This window comes from Providencia sp. NPDC089933, assembly GCF_049545585.1.
Taxonomy (GTDB): domain Bacteria; phylum Pseudomonadota; class Gammaproteobacteria; order Enterobacterales; family Enterobacteriaceae; genus Providencia; species Providencia huashanensis.
In genome coordinates, this window is record NZ_JBMWDT010000018.1 from 68,699 (window position 1) to 88,891 (window position 20,193).

The window sequence follows — 20,193 nt, forward strand, 5'->3', positions numbered from 1 at the left end:
GTTAGCCCCGAATTAATAGCTCAAGTATTGCGGGATAGATCTTTAAAAACGGGCCTTTTGGGGCGAAGGATACAAACAAAAAATGGTCTTGCAAGCCATGATATTCAGCAATTAGCCACAGACCCATTATCCTTTATTAGGCTGAATGCCATTAGTGGCGATAACATGACAAAAATGGGGAAGCTTCCTCCACACGGCCGTGCTCAATTAGTCAAGCTAGCACCAAACAGTTATGCAGCTGAATATCTGTATGAGCCTTCAAGAATGGACCCTAAATTAGCCGTTGAAGCCTATTTTTTAGGCTATAATGGGGCTAATCAGTCAATTAAAACACCTGCTTATGTTGATATACCTATACAAGCAACTGAAAATAGCTTTTTATTTACAGGGTCTTTGACAGGGTGCTCTGTTATTGTCACAAAGTTAAACGAGACAACATACCGTGTTTATCATGATGGCCGAGTAAACAGTTCAGTATTATATGATAACGTAGTAATGGCATTTGATTTTAAAGATTATCAAATATCTGGCACTGAAGAAGGGCTTGCCGTTGCTTATATGCAGTTTAATCATGGTGGGTGGCAATTATTACTACAACGCCAAGAATATGAAGTCATTAATGGCACTCCCACCCCCATATTGCGTAGAAATAGTGCCTCGATTAGTGCTTTATACCCAAATGAGCGGCTTTCTCATGATGTTTTAGATAAATTTAACCTTCATCGTAATGAAATACATAAAAAATTAAAACAAATTGCAAGTGAATTTGGTATTGATACTGATAATATTTTAGATGGCGTGTATTTTGAAGGGGAGTTTTCATTACAGCATCCTGCTATTACGCCTTGGTTAAATTTACGTGATGAGATAAAAATTCAAATTGCTAAAAATATTAATATACTAAATAATAAAATAGAAGAAATAAATTTAGAATTGACAGCGTTAAATAGAAAAGAAACACATAGTAATGAGGATTCGATTAGAATTGCACAATTTAAAAAATCTATTGAGGAACATAAGATTACACGTGGATACTATAGGCAGAAGTATGGTTCTATTTTGGCAGAAGCATTAGTCGTTGAACGCAATTGGTTATGGTTACAAATAAAAAAACAACATGGGGAATCTTCAATTATTCAAATGGAAGACCCGAGTATCCAGAGTGGAATTAATTTTAAAACCCAGCCAATTGAAAAGCTTTATGAGCTGGTGTTATATAATGACATAGTAAAACATAATGTTAAATTTAATGAGGGTATTGAACAATATGATCAGATAGTTATTGATGGTTTTAATGATGATATGTCATCATTAAAAATGAAAGAGTTATATATTAAGAGTGAATTAAGTATTGAAAAGAGGGGGGCTTTATACCAACATATAATTAGAAAGGAGAAAGCAGAGTTTGAAAGTAATATTTTAAGCTTCACTTTGAAATCTAATTCATTGTTTCGAGACGCGGGGGGGATTGACCAACGAATTGCTCCCCAAGATTTTTACTTGCCTTTAATGGGGGATAATTCGGGGGGGCGTTGTTATCCTTTAGTTAGGACGATGTCTGTTGCATTAAAGTCAGAGGGGATGATAGGTGCAAATAAATTTCTAAATAAAATGTTTTTTGCAGCAGCATCACCTGAAGATAAAAACTCAATTTTATTAAAATTTGCACTGGAGAATCTCCATTTAAATATAGAGGCGACTCAGGCATCAACAGTTCTTGGTACATTTGAATTAAATAAGGTAAAAGAAATTCTGGTTGATTCTAAAGGATCAAATATGTATGCACTTAATAGTGTTACACACTCGATGCTATTAGGGAAAACGATAATTAATGATGAAACAAATTATTATTTTTATGATCCTAACTTTGGTATTTATGCTTTTGATGATCCTGATAAATTATTTTCTGCTTTGAATAAATTTATGTTTGAAAATAACATGGCTCAGCACTATTCAGTTGTCGGTGGTCAATTTGAAATGGTATCAATTGATACAGAGCAAATGTCTGATGTTCAAATTGGTAGCCGTTTAACTGTTGCCGATTTAGTTCAGTCGGATGATTTAACGGAGTCTATTCACCAAAGCGAGGAGGTAGCAGAGATAATTGCTCGTCAAGACTTAATCGCAAGAGACAAGCAAATACAGGCTTCCTTAGCCATTTTAGAGTCAGAGCGGTTGGGAGAACGCCTTGAATCGGCTCTTTATGAAGTGATTAATAAACATCAATTAGATGAAAAGTGGTTACCCGTTTTTGAAAATGTTGAGAAATTGAGCGATGACCGATACCGCATTCAATTTATTCACCAAGACGTAGAAGCAAAAACACGGTGGATTGAAACAGAAAACGCAACATTTTTTGAATTTAAAGAATATTTTCATAAACAGATAGCAATACTAAAGAAAAATTATTCTTTTAATGGTAAGGAGTTACAAAGAAAAAGTGGTATTGGGGAAGCGGAACATGTAGATGGCCTCAATATAGCAATGGGTATACAAGCAATAATTCAATGGTCTGCAAATCGAAATCGCAAGGCAGCGGCTTCTTCGGAACAGCCATCAAATCTAGAAACAGCATTACGTATTCATACTTACATTAGTTATTCAATGATGGCACATGGGGTGATCAATGATGCTGCTAAAGTAGGAAAAATAGCTTACTCATTGTGGCGAGAAGGAAGCGTAGCGGCTAAAACAATGATGAACAATTTTTCTTTATCGCTAGTACGTATGGCAAATGAAGGGCTTGGTATTCTTTTCCAAGGAGCAATGGTTGTATTTGATATTTATGAGTTAGCTAATGCACAAAATGAAGCACAAAGAGCCGTGTTCGGAACGCAATTGGCTTTTGACTCAGCGTCACTCGGAGCTGGTCTTGTCGGTATAGGTGCCTCTATACTCGGTGCTGAAACCGTCGCAGGTATTACTGGGCCATTATCTGTACCGATTATGGGGGTAGGGATTGGTTTTACTGCTTTAATCAATATTAATGAACGCCACGCACAAAAAGCAACTGCTGTTGGTCTGGAATTTACGGCTTATCAGCAAAGTTACCAGAATGCGGCAATAGCTTATGATGATGAAAAAAAACTTTTAATCCCAACTTATGGAGTAGTAATAGAAGAAATTAACTTTCAAAGAGGTTTTTTTAAACTGGGGAGTCAATATATCTACCGTGGTGAAAACATGACATGGACTATTCCGCATTGTTGTATGAGTGATTTTCAGTCAGCGCCACGAGCAGATATTGATAGAAAGAATGCCATTAATATTAGGGAAGCGGTTGGCGTTGTAGATAATCAGGTCAGCTTTGATGGGGGACAGTCTCATATTATTGTGTTGCCCGTCGTTCCGCAATCTTATATTCGTTATAACTACAGTGTTCTTTTCGGGGGAACAGTACGTAATGATAATGGCTTTTCAATATTGCGGAAAATGGAGGAAGACTACCAATTTTATTTTGATTTTCTCTATTGTAGTGCCGAGTACATAATCTCAGAATTAATGCATGAGTATGTCAATACTAAAATCCAAGTTACGCTTAACACTGAAAATAAACATTTGGTTGTTCCACTAATGCCTGAACCATGGCGAGGTCATATAGAACATGTTGTTAAAGGGAATGGCGGGGAATATCAAATTACAGTTAACCATGGTGCTTCCTTGCGGCTAATGGAAGACTTAAGCAGTGATAAGCTATCCCAATGGATACTTGATACAAGTCTGATTGATGATGGTAAAGAACTTAATGTTTCATTTTATGATGACCATATTAAAATAAATGGGTTTACGATTGGAATTGATGCTACAGCTAAATCAAGCCTGATAAAAATTATTAATAGTAAGAATGAGCTTAATATAATTAACTTTAGTGCTCAAACAATTGAACCCATTAGTTTAGATGGACACCGATGGAGTGTAAAAGGCCAATCTATTGAACAACACCTTAATGAATTAGCGGATAAACATGAATTACATGGGCAATATGTAGTAGTTAATAGTTATCAGCATAATGGCTTAGATGTTGGGCGTGCTTTTTATGACGTTGCAACAAAACGTATGTTATTTACGAATTCATTATCAGAAGAAAACCAAACAGCAGAATTAATCGGCGTTATTGGTGATGTGGTTTATTTCTATTCGAGAGAAAAAGCGATAGCTTGGCAAGCCAATGTTAAGACCGGCGATATTACCCATAAAATAGAGGCTTCATCAGTTTTAGGTAGTGGAGCAGAAATTGTTCATGCTTCATTAGAATATAATCAATTTAATATTACATTACGTCAAAATTATCTGGGGCAGAAAATAGATAGCACTTATCGAGTGCTTAGAGATAAATTAGAGCTAACAAAGGTATTTAATAATAGAAAGTTAATTAATATGCTTCATAATACCCCGACTATATTATCTCAAGAACAACGTCAAAAACTGTTACAACATGACTACTTAGTTTTTTCTGATGAAGTAATAAACTCTAGTTCAGATTTATACATGCCTATTGAGCCAAATGTTAGGAAAGTCGTCATACTCACAGAACAGGAGCAAAACCACGAAAGGGAACAAGGTTTTACTTATCATCCTGAACATATTGGAAACCCTAGTTCACAGACCGAAACTTCCGTTGGGAAAATCGTAAAGCTAATAGGGACAGACAAAGGTTTTACTTACCGTTATTGGTTACGAAGTGAGAGTGGGACATTAATTAAGTGTAATTTAGCCAGACCTGATAATTATGATAGCCAGCTAAGTTCACAGTTATTACGGCGATATTCCATAACGGCAGAAAAACAAGTCGAAATTGATTTGCTATTAGCTAAACCAGGTATACCACTAAAAACAATTATGGAAAGTTCTCATTTTGGTATATCACAAGAACACTTAATACGAGCTGAGAATTTATTTAAAATTAGTGGAAAGAAAGCAACCTTAGCCAAGGTTTTGGGGGTAGTTCATGATCTCTATGACTTGAGAAGCGACCAGTGGGTATGGCAATCACCTGAAGATTTAATATTGGTTGGTAGCCTGTTTAATCAAAGTGGACAGGAAGTATTCTTTTTTTATAGTCGAAAAGAAGATGTAGTTTTTTACCAAGAGGGGCTTGGGCAAGATATTATTGAACCAAATAACCCAACGGCTTTACGTTTAAATTTCCGCCAGATAGAGAATGTTATTAACTGGCAGAATAATATTTTAATTATTCAAGATGATGGCACAGTAAAGCAACTTAATGCTGATGGCACTGCTGATACAGTTGCCCTTAATAAAAATTGGTTTAATAAGTCAATTTTTAAGTGGAGTAATTTCAATCAATTTTCAAATGAAAAACACCCTATTGCGTTATTTGGGTTAAAAGGTGCTGATGGGAAACGTATATTACCTGCATGGTATTTAAAAGGTAAAATTATCATATCACCATCATTTTCACCGGAGAGTGAATTACAAATCATGGGGTTTGATGATGCTAAACAGCAGGGCATAATTTTTGATACAAAATCAAAGAAATTATATCAAGTAAAGGCAATTGACTCTGCTCAATTTGACCGCATTTTTGATCAGAATAGGGTTATGATACACCCTGAGAACCTACCTGAATATATGGATTTATACCCAAACCTCAGCTTTAAGTCCGTAAAAAAAATAGCGGGTGGTTTAATGCTACAAATAGATAGTGATGAAATTATATATCACCCAATTTTGCAGAATAATAAACAGCTAAGTTCATCGTTAATTATAAAAGGAACAAGGGGTGATGATAATTTAAAGTTAGAGGAATTCAGAAATACATTTGTTTTGATTATTAGCTTAGGTGAAGGCTCAGATACGTATAATTTCGAGAAAGCAGATTGGCAGTATTATAAAGCGATTATTATCAATAATTACTCGGCAGATCGGGTTGTTGATCGGCTAGTTCTCCCCATAGAAGCTCAACTGGGGGATATATATGCTAGTCGCCAAGGGGAGGATTTAATCATTACGGACCCAATAAACAATACATCGTTATGTATATATAAAGCTTATAGCTCACAGGCTGACTCCTACCGTCACCTACAAATTCAAATTGGTGAAACTGAACAATTTATTGATATTAGTATTCTTGCTGAACGTCCTCAGGTTCGTCATGGCTTAATGTATTTATCCGCTTATTTTAATGAGCAGCTAAGAATAAATGACGAAATCGCGCTATTAGGGGGATTTACAACTCAAATGGCTGTGGATGATGGAGTCAATACGTTGCAGAAATTAGCCTTAGGGCAAGGGCAACGTTATTCCGATACATTATTATTCGATACAGTGAATCAACATTAAATAGTGATCAGGTTGAAAAAAAGAGCCACGTAAGTGGCTCTTTTTAAGTCTTATAGGTAATTAATGCGAAGCTGGTGGATGGCTGTGTTCAATATCTTCAGACTTCTTAGAGAAACGGCGACGGATCACCACGAAGAAGACTGGGACAAAGAAAATAGCCAGTGAAGTTGCTGCGAACATACCACCCAGAACACCCGTACCTACTGAGTTCTGAGATGCAGAACCTGCACCATTACTAAATACCAGTGGAATAACACCTAGCATAAATGCCAGTGATGTCATCAGGATTGGTCGTAAACGCATCTTAACTGCGTCAAGTGTTGCCTCGACTAACCCTTTCCCTTCTTTTTCCATTAAGTCTTTGGCGAATTCAACAATCAATATTGCGTTTTTCGCCGAGAGCCCAATGGTTGTTAGTAGACCTACTTTAAAGTAAACGTCATTATCTAAGCCTCGAACTGAGGTGAAGATTAATGCTCCGATAATACCTAGCGGAACGACTAACATAACAGAGAACGGAACTGACCAACTTTCATACAGTGCTGCCAAGCATAGGAAGACGACTATCAAGGAAATCGCATATAGAGCAGGGGCTTGGTTACCTGCTAAACGTTCTTGATAAGACATCCCCGTCCACTCATAACCAATTCCTTTTGGCAGGTTTTCAGTCGTGAGTTTTTCCATTAGCAGCATAGCATCCCCGGTACTTTTACCTGGGGCAGCCTGACCTTGAATGTTCATTGATGGGACACCGTTATAACGCTCTAAACGTGGTGAACCAAACTTCCAAGGGTCTTGGGATGTGTCCAAAAATGCAGAGAATGGAACCATTTTACCTTGGTTGTTACGAACATACAGGTTACTGATATTTTTTGGCAGCATGCGGCTTTCTGCGTCACCTTGTACGTAAACTTTCTTCACACGACCGCGGTCGATAAAGTCATTCACGTAGGCTCCACCGAAGATCGAGCTTAATGTTGCGTTAATATCACTAATCGCAACACCTTGTGCCTGTGCTTTTTGTTGGTCGATATAAATACGGTACTGTGAGGTATCATCCTGACCATTTGGACGGACACCTTGCAGCATTTCTGGGTGCTGAGCTGCTAATCCAAGTAACTGATTACGGGCTTCCATTAATTTTTCATGCCCTAAGTTAGCTTTATCTACAAGCTCGAAGTCGAACCCGTCGGCGGTACCTAACTCAACAATTGCCGGTAGGTTAAATGCGTAGATTAGCGCTTCTTGTTTTTGTGACAGCGCGATATTAGCGCGTTGTACAATCGCATCGACGTGGTTTTCATCACCTTTACGCTCGCTCCAGTTTTTCAGAACGATAAAGGCTAGACCCATATTTTGTCCTTGACCTGCGAAGCTAAAGCCCCCAACGGTAAAGACTGACTCAACGTTTGCTTTTTCTTCGGTAAGGTAGTAGTTGTTAACTTCATCCAATACCGCTTGCGTTTGTTCTTGGGTTGATCCAGGTGGTAATTGGATCATTGACAGGAATACCCCTTGGTCTTCTGCTGGTAAGAAAGAAGACGGCAAACGCACAAACATAAAGGCCATGCCCGCCACTAATATCAGGTAGATGACAAGATAACGGCCTGTACCGTTAAGCATGCGGCTTACACTGTCAGTATAATGGTGAGCTTGCTTTTCAAACATTCGGTTAAACCAACCGAAGAACCCTTTCTGGCTACCGTGACTGCCTTTTTCAATCGGCTTCAACATGGTTGCGCACAGTGCTGGCGTTAAAATCATTGCCACCAGAACTGAGAATACCATTGATGATACAATCGTGATTGAGAACTGACGATAAATAGCCCCCGTAGACCCTCCAAAGAAAGCCATTGGGATAAATACTGCCGAAAGTACCATTGCGATACCGACTAATGCACCTTGGATTTGACCCATTGATTTTTTGGTCGCTTCTTTTGGTGACAAGCCTTCTTCTTGCATTACCCGCTCAACGTTTTCAACAACAACGATGGCATCATCGACCAGAAGACCGATGGCAAGAACCATGGCGAACATCGTCAGGGTATTTATCGAGTATCCGAATGCCGATAAAATAGCAAAAGTACCCAATAATACGACTGGAACGGCAATTGTAGGTATTAAGGTTGCACGAATGTTTTGTAGGAACAAATACATTACCACAACAACTAGCATGATTGCTTCAACCAACGTTTTAACCACTTCGTTAATCGAAATTTTAACGAATGGGGTTGTATCGTATGGATAAACAATTTCTAACCCTTGAGGGAAGAAAGGTTTCATATCTTCAAGAGCTGCGCGCACGTTATTAGAGGTATCTAATGCGTTTGCACCTGTCGCCAACTTAATACCAATACCAGCAGCAGGTTTACCATTAAAACGGGCAATCGTGCTGTAGTTTTCTGCACCTAATTCGACATCAGCAACATCTTTAATGCGTACTTGTGAACCATCTTGGTTTACACGCAGCAAAATATTGCTAAATTCTTCAGCATTATTTAAACGTGTTTGTGCAATGATAGAAACGTTTAAACGCTGGTTAGCAATTGAAGGTGAACCACCGAGTTGCCCTGCTGCTACTTGGTTGTTTTGAACCTTGATAGCATTAATGACATCCGTTGTGGTCATGTTGTATTTAACGAGCTGTTCTGGTTTTAACCAGATACGCATCGCATATTGCGTACCAAATAGTTGCGTTTCACCGACACCATTTACTCGGCTAAGTGGGTCTTTAATATTTGACCCAACATAGTCAGCAATGTCGTATTGCCCCATTGAGCCATCATTAGAAACGAAACCGGCAACCATTAAGAAGGAACTAGTTGATTTATCAACACTAATACCTTGCTGCTGAACCTCTTGTGGCAGCAATGGCATTGCCAGTTGCAATTTATTTTGTACCTGTACTTGCGCTATATCACCATCAGTACCTGCTTCAAACGTTATTGTGATGCTAGCAGAACCTGATGAATCACTGCTCGATGACATATATACCAAGTTATCGATACCGTTCATATTTTGTTCGATAACCTGAGTTACGGTGTTCTGTACAGTCTCAGCATCCGCTCCCGGATAGTTAGCTGAAATAGAAACAGCCGGTGGCGCGATGGTTGGGTACTGTGAAACAGGTAACTGGATAATTGCCAACAGACCAGCAAGCATGGTGATAATTGCAATTACCCACGCAAAAATTGGTCTTTCTATAAAAAACTTAGGCATTAATCAGCCGCTCCCTTATTTAGACTTTTCTTCAGGTTTTGCCTGATTGTCTATGGATTGCGTTTCTAAGTTAGCTTCCTTAGGATTCACAACAATTCCTGGTTTGATTTTTTGTAAGCCGATGACAATGATGCGATCACCTTCTTGTAAGCCATCAGTTATCAGCCATTTATTGCCAATAGCTTGACCAGCTTTAACCGCCCTGACTTCAACTTTATTCTCAGCGTTGACGACCATAACTTGAGAAGTCCCTTGAGCTGTACGGGATAACCCTTGTTGTGGCACCAAAATCGCTTTTTCAATTATGCCATCTTCTAATACCGCACGAACAAACATACCTGGAAGTAACTCTTTGTTCGGATTAGGGAAAACGGCTCTCATTGTGATAGAACCTGTTGTTTCATCAACAGTCACATCAGAGAACTCGAGAACACCTTTTTGTGCGTATTCTAGGCCATCATTACTGATTAAGCTTACAGGGGCTTGACCAGATTCTCTTTGGACAGCACCTTTGGCTATCTCATTTTTTAGACGTAAAAAATCATCGCTTGATTGAGTGACGTCTACATAGATAGGGTCTAGTTGCTGAACACGCATTAACTCAGTTGCTTGACCAGTAGAAACTAATGCCCCTTCAGTGACATTCGATTTACCAGTACGACCACTGATTGGCGCAGTTACTTTGGTATAGTTCAGGTTAATACGTGCAGTTTCAACTGCGGCTTCAGCCGCTTTAACAGCAGCAAGAGCTTGTGCATAAGTTGATGTTGCTTGGTCGTATTCCTGACGGCTAATGTAATTAGTGCCTAACAGTGGTTTATAACGTTTAACTGTCAATCCTGCTAAATTTGCATTTGCTTGCGCTTTCGCTAATTCAGCTTTTGCACTGTCATAGGTTGCTTGGAATGGTGCAGGGTCAATCTGGTACAAAGATGTGCCAGCTTCGACATCGCTACCTTCTTTATAGTTGCGCTTCAAAATGATGCCACTAACTTGAGGACGAACCTCAGCAACACGAAATGCAGATGTACGGCCTGGTAACTCGGTTTTGAGCGTCAGAGGTTCGGCTTTAAGCGTAACAATTCCTACTTCAGGCGCCGGGCGTTCTCCGCCACCTTGTTGTTCGTCGTTACAACCGGATAAAGCTAAGCCACCTGAAAGAACCAACAGAGCCAGAGGTAACACCCCTCTGTTTTTTCGCATAAGTTAACCTCAATTAATCAATATGAGTTCAAAACAAAAATAAGAAAAATGGTAAACAATATGATTTATCACTGTGCTATAGTACAAACATACACGATTGTATGTAAATCAGCTTTCGATAGAAACGGGTCACAATGGCACGAAAAACTAAACAACAGGCTGAAGAAACTCGCCAGGAAATATTAGATGCTGCTATCAAAACATTCTCTGAACGAGGCGTTTCTGCCACATCATTAGCCGATATTGCAAAAGCCGCCGGGGTTACCCGTGGGGCGATATATTGGCATTTCAAAAATAAAGTTGATCTTTTTTATCAAGCCTGTGAGTTTGGTGATAACCAAATTGTACAAGCTGAAGAATATTATCGTTCTAAATATACCAATGATCCACTTTCAATACTAAGAGAATTGTTAGTTTTTATTTTAACTGATTTCATTGAAAGCCCTAAAAACCGCGCTCTGATGGAAATATTTTTTTTGAAGTGCGAATTAGTCGGTGAAATGGCGGCGCTAGTTGATTTTAAACGGGCTAATTATGTTGCTAGCCAATGTCGAATTGTTGAAAACTTACACTCGTGTATTGCGGCAGGGCAATTACCGGCAGACCTAAATGTCGACTGCGCTGCTATTATGATCCGTTCTTTGATGTCAGGTTTATTGGAAAACTGGCTACTCCAGACAGAAAACTTCAATATAAATCAACACACCATTACATTGGTTGATACACTATTAGAGACTTTAAAAAGTAATGCCGCAATACGGCTTAAACCAATTCAAACTGAATAATTGGAGTGTAAAATGTCATCTATCCTGATTATTGCCAATGGCGCACCTTACGGCAGTGAAACATTATTTAACTCATTGCGTTTGGCGATCACCTTAAAAGAGCAAAATTCACAGTTGGATTTAAAAGTTTTCTTAATGTCAGATGCAGTGGCTGCGGGCTTGGCTGCGCAAAAACCCAAAGAAGGTTATAATCTTCAACAGATGTTAGAAATTTTAACCGCACAAAATGTTCCCGTGAAATTGTGTAAAACATGTACGGATGCACGAGGAATTAGCGAACTTGCTTTAGCGGACGGTGTTGAAGTTGGGACGCTTGTTGAACTCGCCAGTTGGACATTAAGTGCTGAGAAAGTATTAACGTTCTAGTCTGGGGTCGTGCAATATTTACCTAGTGTGCTGATAGTTGTTTATCAGCACTTTGTGTAATAAAACAATATGTGAAAGCTTATTATGAGTATATAGGGATGTTGTTATGATGAAACAACAACGGAATTGGCTACATTTAATTAGCATAATCTTATTATTTGCCACAGTGCTTTTTTCCTATCCTGTTAACGCATTAACCACGAGTCATTTACCGAGTAAAAATGAGATTAAAAGTGCACTCGATGCATTGAATAAAAAAAGTGCCTTGAATGAAGATGATAAATTAGCGTTAGCGGATTTAGAAAAAACATCTGATTTTTATGAGGAACTGAGTAAATTAGAACAACGAACTGAAGAACTACAAGAAAAACTCAACAATACCAGTGAAGATTCGAGAAAAGCGGTTCAAGGTTTACAGCAAATAAAAAAAGAAAATAAACAAGTTGCAGCAAACTTCGCTGAACAAATTCAAAAAAGCACACTTTCCCAATTAGAAGCATTGAAATCATCTTACCTAGAAAACCTTCAAGTTGAACACAGTGACCTCGCTACCTACAGTAGTCAATTGATAGGGTTACAAACTCAACCTGAACGAGCCCAAGCGCTGATGCTAGAAAATGCGAAGCGTTTGCAAGATATTCGTAATGAATTAAATAATACACAAGACGATGTGGTGAGCTTAAGGCCAACCCAAATCAATATGCTACTGGTAGAACAATATCTATTACAGCAGCAAAATGAGTATCAAAAACGCATTCTACAAAGCAATACCCAATTGCAAGATGTATTGCAAAAACAACGCGATTATACCGCGGCTTATATTGAACAGCTCGAAGTCTACATTCAACAGATCCAAGCTGAAATTAGCCACCGTCGGCTTAATGATTCCCAATCGACGGTACGTGAAGCATTGAGTACCTCTGAAACAGATATTAACGTTCAACAAAACCCGATTATTCAAAAAGAAATTGCGATTAATAATACATTAAGTGATCGGCTTATTGCGGTGACAGAAGACAGTAATAAATTAGTACAAAATGGTATACGAGTTAAAACGTGGCTTGAAAGAGCGACACAATCAGAGCGAAACTTAAAAGAACAGATCAATGTATTACGAGGTAGTTTGTTGTTATCTCGAATTTTATTTCAACAACAAATTGATTTACCCGCTAATATTTTAACTAAAAACTTACCTACGACAATTGCTGATTTGCGCCTTGAACAATTTGATATTAATCAGCAGCGTGATGAACTATACCAACCCAGTGATTACATCACTAAATTAGAACAGCAATTAGAGGTTAAAACGGGGGATGACCCAGAAGCGTCAACCTTATTATCAGAGGAAGACAAAGCGGTTTTAATAAAACTGTTGGAAGTTCGCCGAGGGTTGTTAGATGAGCTGAATCAACAACTCGGAGGGCAAATTTCACAAGCAATTAATTTAGAGTTAGATCAAAACCAATTATTGAGTGTTGTGAGTTCTCTTGAAAACATATTGGCACAGCAAATATTTTGGGTGAACAGTAATAAACCGATTGATTTAGAATGGCTGAAAGCCTTTCCCGAAGCGGCGACTGCACAATTCGACAATGTTGATTTATCCATTTCAAGCCGTAGCATTATGAAGGGCGTCAGTAACTCTTTGCTGGTGGTTATTCCGTTAGTGTTAGTCGCGCTAATTTTTATTTGGTTTAACCGTAAGATTAATCGACGATTACAGGATATCGACCAGCACCTTTCAAGTTTACGTAGTGACAGCGTATTAAGTACACCATTTGCCTTATTATTAACGTTAATGCAGACCTTGCCAGTATCATTGTTTTTATTAGCTATTGGTTATTGGTTTTTGAAAACAGGTAATGCTCAAGGGCCCTTTGTTTGGAAATTTTGTCAGCAATTAGCCATCTTCTGGGTGTTATTTGAGCTAACTTATCGGGTACTTAAACCCCAAGGTATCGCGCAAAAACACTTTGCTATCGAAAAAGAGAAAATAACACTTGCTCGACGTGGTCTGTTCAGATTATCTATCCCTTTGTTACCGCTTATTTTCTTTTCGACTTACGGAATTAGCAATCCATTAAAAGTGTCAGAAGATGTGATTGGTCAGCTAGTAGTGTTAATTTCCTTAGTGCTACTGTGTATTTTTACCACTCCATTTTGTAAGCGGGTTTGGCAAGAAAGGGGCAGTCATTTAACTCGGAGTATTGTTGTGGCACTACTGACATTTTCACCATTGATTTTAGTGGGGTTGATGATGGCGGGGTACTACTACACCACATTACGTTTGACGAATCGTTGGATAGACAGCTTATATTTATTGTTGCTGTGGCATATCACTTATAATGCCTGCTTGAGGGGGTTGACATTAGTCGCTCGAAAGCTTGCGTATCAACGAGCTATTGAACGACGTGCGATGTCTAAGCAAGAAGAGACAGAAAATGAGCCAATTAAAGAGCCCCCTATGGCCATTGATTTAATTAGCCAACAGTCGTTGCGCTTAATGACAATGGTCTTATTTATTATCTTTGCACTAGCGTTCTATGCTATTTGGTCTGACTTTATTACGATTTTTTCCTTCTTAGACAGCGTGAATTTGTGGGGCTACACGGCGACTTCGGCGGAAGGTGGCAATATTTTACAATACGTGACGCTTGCCAATTTAATTTTAGCGTTAGTGATTATTGTTGTGTCATGGGTGATGACGCATAACTTACCTGGGTTATTGGAAGTTCTGGTATTATCTCGTTTGAAGTTGCGTCAGGGCTCAACCTACGCCATTAAAGCCATATTAACTTACAGTATTATTGGTATAGGAGCGATTGCTTCGCTGGGGATGATTGGCGTAACTTGGAATAAATTACAGTGGTTAGCCGCTGCTTTAACCGTTGGCTTAGGGTTTGGTTTACAAGAAATTTTTGCTAACTTTGTTTCTGGGATCATCTTATTATTTGAAAGGCCAATTCGTATTGGTGATACGGTGACGATCGGCGAATATTCAGGGACGGTGAGTAAGATCCGCATCCGAGCGACTACTATTGTTGATTTCGATCGTAAAGAGGTCATTATTCCCAATAAGGCTTTTGTGACTGAAAGGTTGATCAACTGGTCGCTTTCAGACACCGTCACACGGGTAACGATAGCAATTGGTGTTGCTTATGGGTCAGATCTCGACAAAGTTAAGCAAGTTTTATTATCTGCGGCGACCAGTAACAGCAAAGTAATGACAGAACCTGCACCTAATGTTTATTTTACTAGTTTTGGCGCGAGTACTTTAGATCACGAATTGCGTTTTTACGTACGCCAAATTGGTGATCGGTCTGTAACGAATGATGAAATAAACCGAGCGATAGACAAACTATGTAGAGAAAATGATATTGATATTGCCTTCAACCAACTAGAAGTTCATTTGCATAATAGCCAAGGGGATGAAGTGCAAGAAGTCAAGCGTACATTAAAAGACGGTGATGGCAACTTAGCTAATTAGCGGTCTTTCGTGCAGGTGGCTTGGGCCGCCTGCATTTGCTTCGAAATATAGTCATTTCTAACAATATCAAGGGCTTTTAGTACGATATCTGTGTCTATTTCTGAGGTTTCTAATAAATAAATCAAATCAACGGCAAGCTGTATTTCTAGCGGTGCATCTTTAAGCGAAGACATGGCAATTCCTTTTGTCGTTAATGTTGATTAATCAAAATATTGGTTTTCTTGGTGCTCAATAGCTTTTTCTATCCGTAACAGTGCTTGTCGGCAACGGTATAAACGGCCTGCCAATACGGCAAGTTCTTTTTGGCATTGGTGCTGTAAACGATGATCCGTTAGTTGGCTTAGGTGAAGTTCTTTTTCACTGACCATTGACTGCAAACGGCGTTCGTAGTCTTGATGTTGTGATAAACGTTCATATAAATCAATCTGCTCTTTCTTCTTGGTAAATGTTGATTCTTTCTCCCGCAAGGGTTGTGTCGAAATCTCACGAGAAATTGCCTGTATCTGGTGAACGATTTTTTCTGTGAGGAAATTGACCTGCTCTGCATGGTTTAGCGTGACACTATGGCAAAGCTGTAGATAAAGCGCTTTTAACTCGTTTTGGCAATCACCAAGGCGCGTCGACTTACGATTAAATAATTGCACATCAAAGCGGGAATGCGAAAACTCAAGGTCCTTTATTGGGCTCACTCGCGTCTCTAATTCATCAATCTGCTTTTTTAACGCATCTAAAAGAGCGGGGATTTTCATTTTTTATTCTCATTAAATGTGAAAAATAGCGTAATATTGATATTCAGCAACAAAAGCAACTGCAAATAGTCGGCTTCTTGTTGCATTTTTATGGTACTTTACATAAATTCTACACTTTCGTGTTTACTATATTGGCTTTTATTATGACCGCTAAAGAGCAACAACTGCAATTGATTAAAGAAAGTATCGCATCTATTCAAGATTATCCAATCGAAGGTGTGATTTTTCGTGATATCACGACTTTGTTAAACACCCCAGCAGCATACCAAGCAACCATTGATATGTTAGTTGAGCATTACCAAAATAAAGGGGTTACTAAAATTGTAGGGACTGAAGCACGTGGTTTTCTATTCGGTGCACCTGTCGCATTACGTTTAGGTGTTGGTTTTGTTCCTGTACGTAAAAAAGGGAAACTACCGCGTGAAGTATTAAGTATGACTTATGACCTTGAATACGGTACCGATACCCTTGAAATCCACAAAGACAGCATTACCCCAAATGATAATGTATTGGTTGTTGATGACCTATTAGCAACTGGTGGCACTGTCGAAGCAACAGTTAAAATGATCAAGCAGCTCGGTGCTAATGTGGTTGAAGCCGCATTTATCATTAGCTTACCTGACCTTGGTGGTGTGGAGCGGCTACAAAAAGAAGGCGTATCTTCTTACAGCTTAGTTGAATTCCCTGGGCACTAATCTTTATTTTCCCTCTATTTTTATCACAACCTCGCCGTAAGGGTTGAGGCTGTGGTAGCATGTACTAAGATTATATTTATTCACGTATCATGTTAAATTACTGTGGGAACCATGAGCTATCAGGTACTTGCCCGTAAGTGGCGACCTCAAAAATTTTCAGACGTTGTTGGCCAACAACACGTCTTGACTGCACTTGCTAATGGGCTGGAGCACCAGCGGCTTCATCACGCCTATCTTTTCTCGGGCACACGAGGCGTAGGGAAAACGACGATTGCTCGCCTTTTTGCCAAAGGTCTTAATTGCGAAAAAGGGATCACGGCATCCCCTTGTGGTCAATGTGTCAACTGCTTGGAAATTGAACAGGGCAGGTTTGTCGACCTAATTGAGATTGACGCAGCTTCACGAACTAAAGTGGAAGATACCCGCGAATTACTCGATAACGTCCAATACGCACCAGCACGCGGTCGCTTCAAAGTCTACTTGATTGATGAAGTCCACATGCTGTCACGTCATAGCTTTAATGCCTTGTTGAAAACCCTTGAAGAGCCGCCAGAACACGTAAAATTTCTTTTGGCGACGACTGACCCACAAAAACTTCCCGTGACTATTTTGTCACGTTGCTTGCAGTTCCATCTAAAAGCGTTAGATGTCACTCAAATTAGCGAACAACTTGAATTAATTCTTAATGCTGAAAATATTGAACATAACCTGCGTGCTCGCCAGCTGATAGCGAGAGCCGCTGATGGTAGTTTACGTGATGCATTAAGTTTAACAGACCAAGCCATCGCGATGGGGCAAGGCAAGGTAACTGCTGACATAGTGAGCCAAATGCTTGGCACACTGGATGATGAGCAACCATTAGCTATCATTGAGGCATTAGTCCGTGCTGATAGCATCGCCGTGATGACCCAAGTGGAGCAAGCGGCTAGCCGAGGTGCGGACTGGGAGAATTTACTGGTTGAAATTTTAACCCAGTTACACCGCATCGCGATGATCCAACTTCTTCCTGCGGAGCAAGAAACAGACCCATCTTCGATAGACGGGCGCTTGCGGCAAGTTGCAAGGGTTATTTCTCCAGCAGATTTACAGCTTTTCTACCAAACCTTGTTGGTAGGAAGAAAAGAATTGCCCTATGCACCTGAGCGGCGTATGGGGGTAGAAATGGCCTTATTGCGAGCACTGGCATTTCACCCTAAAAGTGTAATCGAAGAAATTGAAGCGCCTCCTCGGGTGATCACACAAACGGTAACACAGAGTGCACCTCAAAGGGGAGCGCCGCCACAAACTCGTGCAGAGAATTTGCCAGAAAATAGCCCAACCTTGCAGTTATTAAAAGCTAGGCAGACCCTGCAATCACCCCAAAGCGAGGACCCTGGCCTAAAAAAGGCTAAACCGGCGACGTCTGAAAAGGCTAAGCCGGCGGTATCAGCACTAGAAAGGCTGGCCGCCGTGACCAGCAAACACCAACAAAATGTGGAAAACAAAGCTTCACAAGGGGTGAAAGCTCAGAAACCAAAGCCGTATCAGTGGAAAGCTCAGAACAAAGAAACAATGGCTCAAAAAGATGCCGTTACGACGCCAAGTGAGATCAAAGAAGCGTTAGAATATGAGAAAACCCCTGAATTAGCAGTAAAAATTATTGAAGAAGGGCGGGAGCGAGACAGCTGGTCCGGGACAATAGCAAAATTAAATATTCCTAAGCTGGTTGAACAATTAGCTTTGAATTCATATATAGAAGAATTAAGTGAGTCGCAAATTGTTTTACATTTGCGTTCATCTCAGAAGCACCTCGATAAGCCCCAAGCGCATAAAGCGCTAGAGGAAGCTCTGAGCGAGCAGTATGGTCGTTCTGTTGAACTGAAAATCGTTCATGATGATAATAGTGATGTGAAAACACCACTAGAATGGCGACAGGCGATTTATGAAGAGAAACTGGCGCAAGCTCGTCAGTCAATTATTGCGGATAAGACGATTCAAAAACTTCGCTCTATGTTTGATGCGCAGTTGGATGAAGAAAGTATTCGCCCCGTTTAACGCTACAGTATATTGGTTAATCTGTAGCCTCAGTTGTGAGAGAAAACTATGTTTGGTAAAGGTGGATTGGGTAACCTGATGAAACAGGCCCAGCAAATGCAAGATAAAATGCAAAAAGTTCAGGAAGAAATCGCTCAACTTGAAGCTACAGGCGAGTCTGGTGCTGGCTTAGTGAAAGTGACAATTAATGGTTCGCATAATTGCCGCCGTGTTGAGATCGACCCTAGCTTGTTAGAAGATGACAAAGAAATGTTAGAAGACTTGATTGCAGCGGCATTTAACGATGCGGCTCGACGCATTGAAGAGACACAAAAAGAGAAAATGGCGAGCGTTTCTAGTGGTATGCAATTACCACCAGGCTTTAAGATGCCATTCTAATGCAAACAAGTCCGCTTCTTGAATCATTAATGGAAGCGTTGCGCTGTCTTCCCGGCGTTGGGCCAAAGTCAGCGCAGCGTATGGCTTTCCATCTTCTACAGCGTGACCGGAGCGGTGGGATGCGTTTAGCGCAATCTCTCACAAGTGCAATGTCTGAAATTGGTCATTGCCGTGATTGCAGAACGTTTACCGAACAAGAGGTTTGTAATATTTGTGCGAATCCGCGTCGTCAGCAAAATGGTTTAGTTTGTGTTGTCGAAAGCCCAGCAGATATCTATGCCATTGAACAAACAGGGCAATTTTCAGGGCGCTATTTTGTTCTTATGGGGCATTTATCGCCATTGGACGGTATTGGTCCGATAGATATTGGCCTTGATAGGTTAGAAGAACGCTTAGCGGTAGAGACGATCACAGAAGTGATTTTAGCGACAAACCCGACGGTAGAAGGTGAAGCAACAGCAAACTATATTGGGGAAATGTGCGCACAATATGGGGTGGCAGCGAGCCGAATTGCTCATGGGGTGCCTGTGGGTGGGGAATTAGAGTTAGTCGATAGTACGACGCTGTCTCATTCGCTCTCCGGCCGCTCTCGACTGTAATATCCTCGTCATATTTCAAGCTGTAGGGGTGTTGGCTGCACTCGGCGACTCGGGTCACATACTGATGTATGCTCCCCGAGATCTCCTCATTTGCCGCCTACCTACAACTTGAACTATTTAGAGGATAGTATTGATTTCGTTTTTCTAAAATCACCCTACAGAATTCAGTTACTAATTTGAGTCGTGGGGGCTACACTCGGCGACTCGGGTCACATACTGATGTATGCTCCCCGAGATCTCCTCATTTGCCGCCTACCTACAACTTGAACTATTTAGAGGGTAGTATTGATTTCGTTTTTCTAAAATCACCCTACAGAATTCAGTTACTAATTTGAGTCGTGGGGGCTACACTCGGCGACTCGGGTCACATACTGA

12 protein-coding genes are annotated in these 20,193 nt (G+C 40.0%); 8 read left to right on the forward strand and 4 right to left on the reverse strand.

From position 1 onward, the window contains the following. The first annotated feature begins 495 nt into the window (after nucleotides 1-495). A complete protein-coding gene (locus ACPEH5_RS19985; protein WP_423727144.1) occupies nucleotides 496-6,303 on the forward strand; it encodes a TcdA/TcdB pore-forming domain-containing protein in 5,808 nt (1,935 codons plus the stop codon). A 60-nt stretch (nucleotides 6,304-6,363) separates the two neighbouring features. On the opposite strand, the gene ACPEH5_RS19990 is transcribed toward ACPEH5_RS19985, so the two are convergent. Continuing rightward, on the reverse strand, nucleotides 6,364-9,522 hold the full coding sequence (locus ACPEH5_RS19990; protein ID WP_042848167.1) for an efflux RND transporter permease subunit: 3,159 nt from the start codon (nucleotides 9,520-9,522) through the stop codon (nucleotides 6,364-6,366). A 15-nt stretch (nucleotides 9,523-9,537) separates the two neighbouring features. Continuing rightward, a complete protein-coding gene (locus ACPEH5_RS19995; protein WP_042848165.1) occupies nucleotides 9,538-10,725 on the reverse strand; it encodes an efflux RND transporter periplasmic adaptor subunit in 1,188 nt (395 codons plus the stop codon). A 134-nt stretch (nucleotides 10,726-10,859) separates the two neighbouring features. Here ACPEH5_RS19995 and acrR point away from each other — a divergent pair, with 134 nt between their 5' ends. The 3 genes from acrR to mscK all read left to right on the forward strand — a co-directional run bounded on the left by acrR (nucleotide 10,860) and on the right by mscK (nucleotide 15,363). Next, on the forward strand, nucleotides 10,860-11,510 hold the full coding sequence (gene acrR, locus ACPEH5_RS20000; RefSeq protein WP_042848164.1) for a multidrug efflux transporter transcriptional repressor AcrR: 651 nt from the start codon (nucleotides 10,860-10,862) through the stop codon (nucleotides 11,508-11,510). A 12-nt stretch (nucleotides 11,511-11,522) separates the two neighbouring features. After that, nucleotides 11,523-11,876, forward strand: a complete 354-nt coding sequence (locus ACPEH5_RS20005) for a DsrE/DsrF/TusD sulfur relay family protein (RefSeq protein ID WP_042848163.1) — start codon at nucleotides 11,523-11,525, stop codon at nucleotides 11,874-11,876. A 106-nt stretch (nucleotides 11,877-11,982) separates the two neighbouring features. After that, on the forward strand, nucleotides 11,983-15,363 hold the full coding sequence (gene mscK, locus ACPEH5_RS20010; protein ID WP_131680963.1) for a mechanosensitive channel MscK: 3,381 nt from the start codon (nucleotides 11,983-11,985) through the stop codon (nucleotides 15,361-15,363). On the opposite strand, the gene ACPEH5_RS20015 is transcribed toward mscK, so the two are convergent. After that, nucleotides 15,360-15,536 (reverse strand): DUF2496 domain-containing protein, encoded by a 177-nt coding sequence (locus tag ACPEH5_RS20015; protein WP_042848160.1) that lies wholly within the window; start codon nucleotides 15,534-15,536, stop codon nucleotides 15,360-15,362. The two genes, mscK and ACPEH5_RS20015, sit on opposite strands and share 4 nt — an antisense overlap. 27 nt (nucleotides 15,537-15,563) lie before the next feature. Continuing rightward, nucleotides 15,564-16,112, reverse strand: coding sequence for a primosomal replication protein PriC (gene priC, locus ACPEH5_RS20020; protein ID WP_042848158.1), 549 nt, complete (start codon nucleotides 16,110-16,112; stop codon nucleotides 15,564-15,566). A gap of 143 nt (nucleotides 16,113-16,255) precedes the next feature. Here priC and apt point away from each other — a divergent pair, with 143 nt between their 5' ends. The 4 genes from apt (at nucleotide 16,256) to recR (ending at nucleotide 19,818) form a co-directional block, all read left to right on the forward strand. Further along, on the forward strand, nucleotides 16,256-16,807 hold the full coding sequence (gene apt, locus ACPEH5_RS20025; RefSeq protein WP_042848155.1) for an adenine phosphoribosyltransferase: 552 nt from the start codon (nucleotides 16,256-16,258) through the stop codon (nucleotides 16,805-16,807). Nucleotides 16,808-16,918: 111 nt separating this feature from the next. After that, nucleotides 16,919-18,841, forward strand: coding sequence for a DNA polymerase III subunit gamma/tau (gene dnaX, locus ACPEH5_RS20030; protein WP_281110628.1), 1,923 nt, complete (start codon nucleotides 16,919-16,921; stop codon nucleotides 18,839-18,841). Nucleotides 18,842-18,889: 48 nt separating this feature from the next. Next, on the forward strand, nucleotides 18,890-19,219 hold the full coding sequence (locus tag ACPEH5_RS20035; RefSeq protein ID WP_004260403.1) for a YbaB/EbfC family nucleoid-associated protein: 330 nt from the start codon (nucleotides 18,890-18,892) through the stop codon (nucleotides 19,217-19,219). Continuing rightward, entirely contained in the window at nucleotides 19,219-19,818 is a 600-nt protein-coding gene (recR, locus tag ACPEH5_RS20040; protein ID WP_042848149.1) for a recombination mediator RecR, read from the forward strand. The genes ACPEH5_RS20035 and recR overlap by 1 nt, the downstream gene beginning before the upstream one ends. Nucleotides 19,819-20,193: the final 375 nt, after the last annotated feature.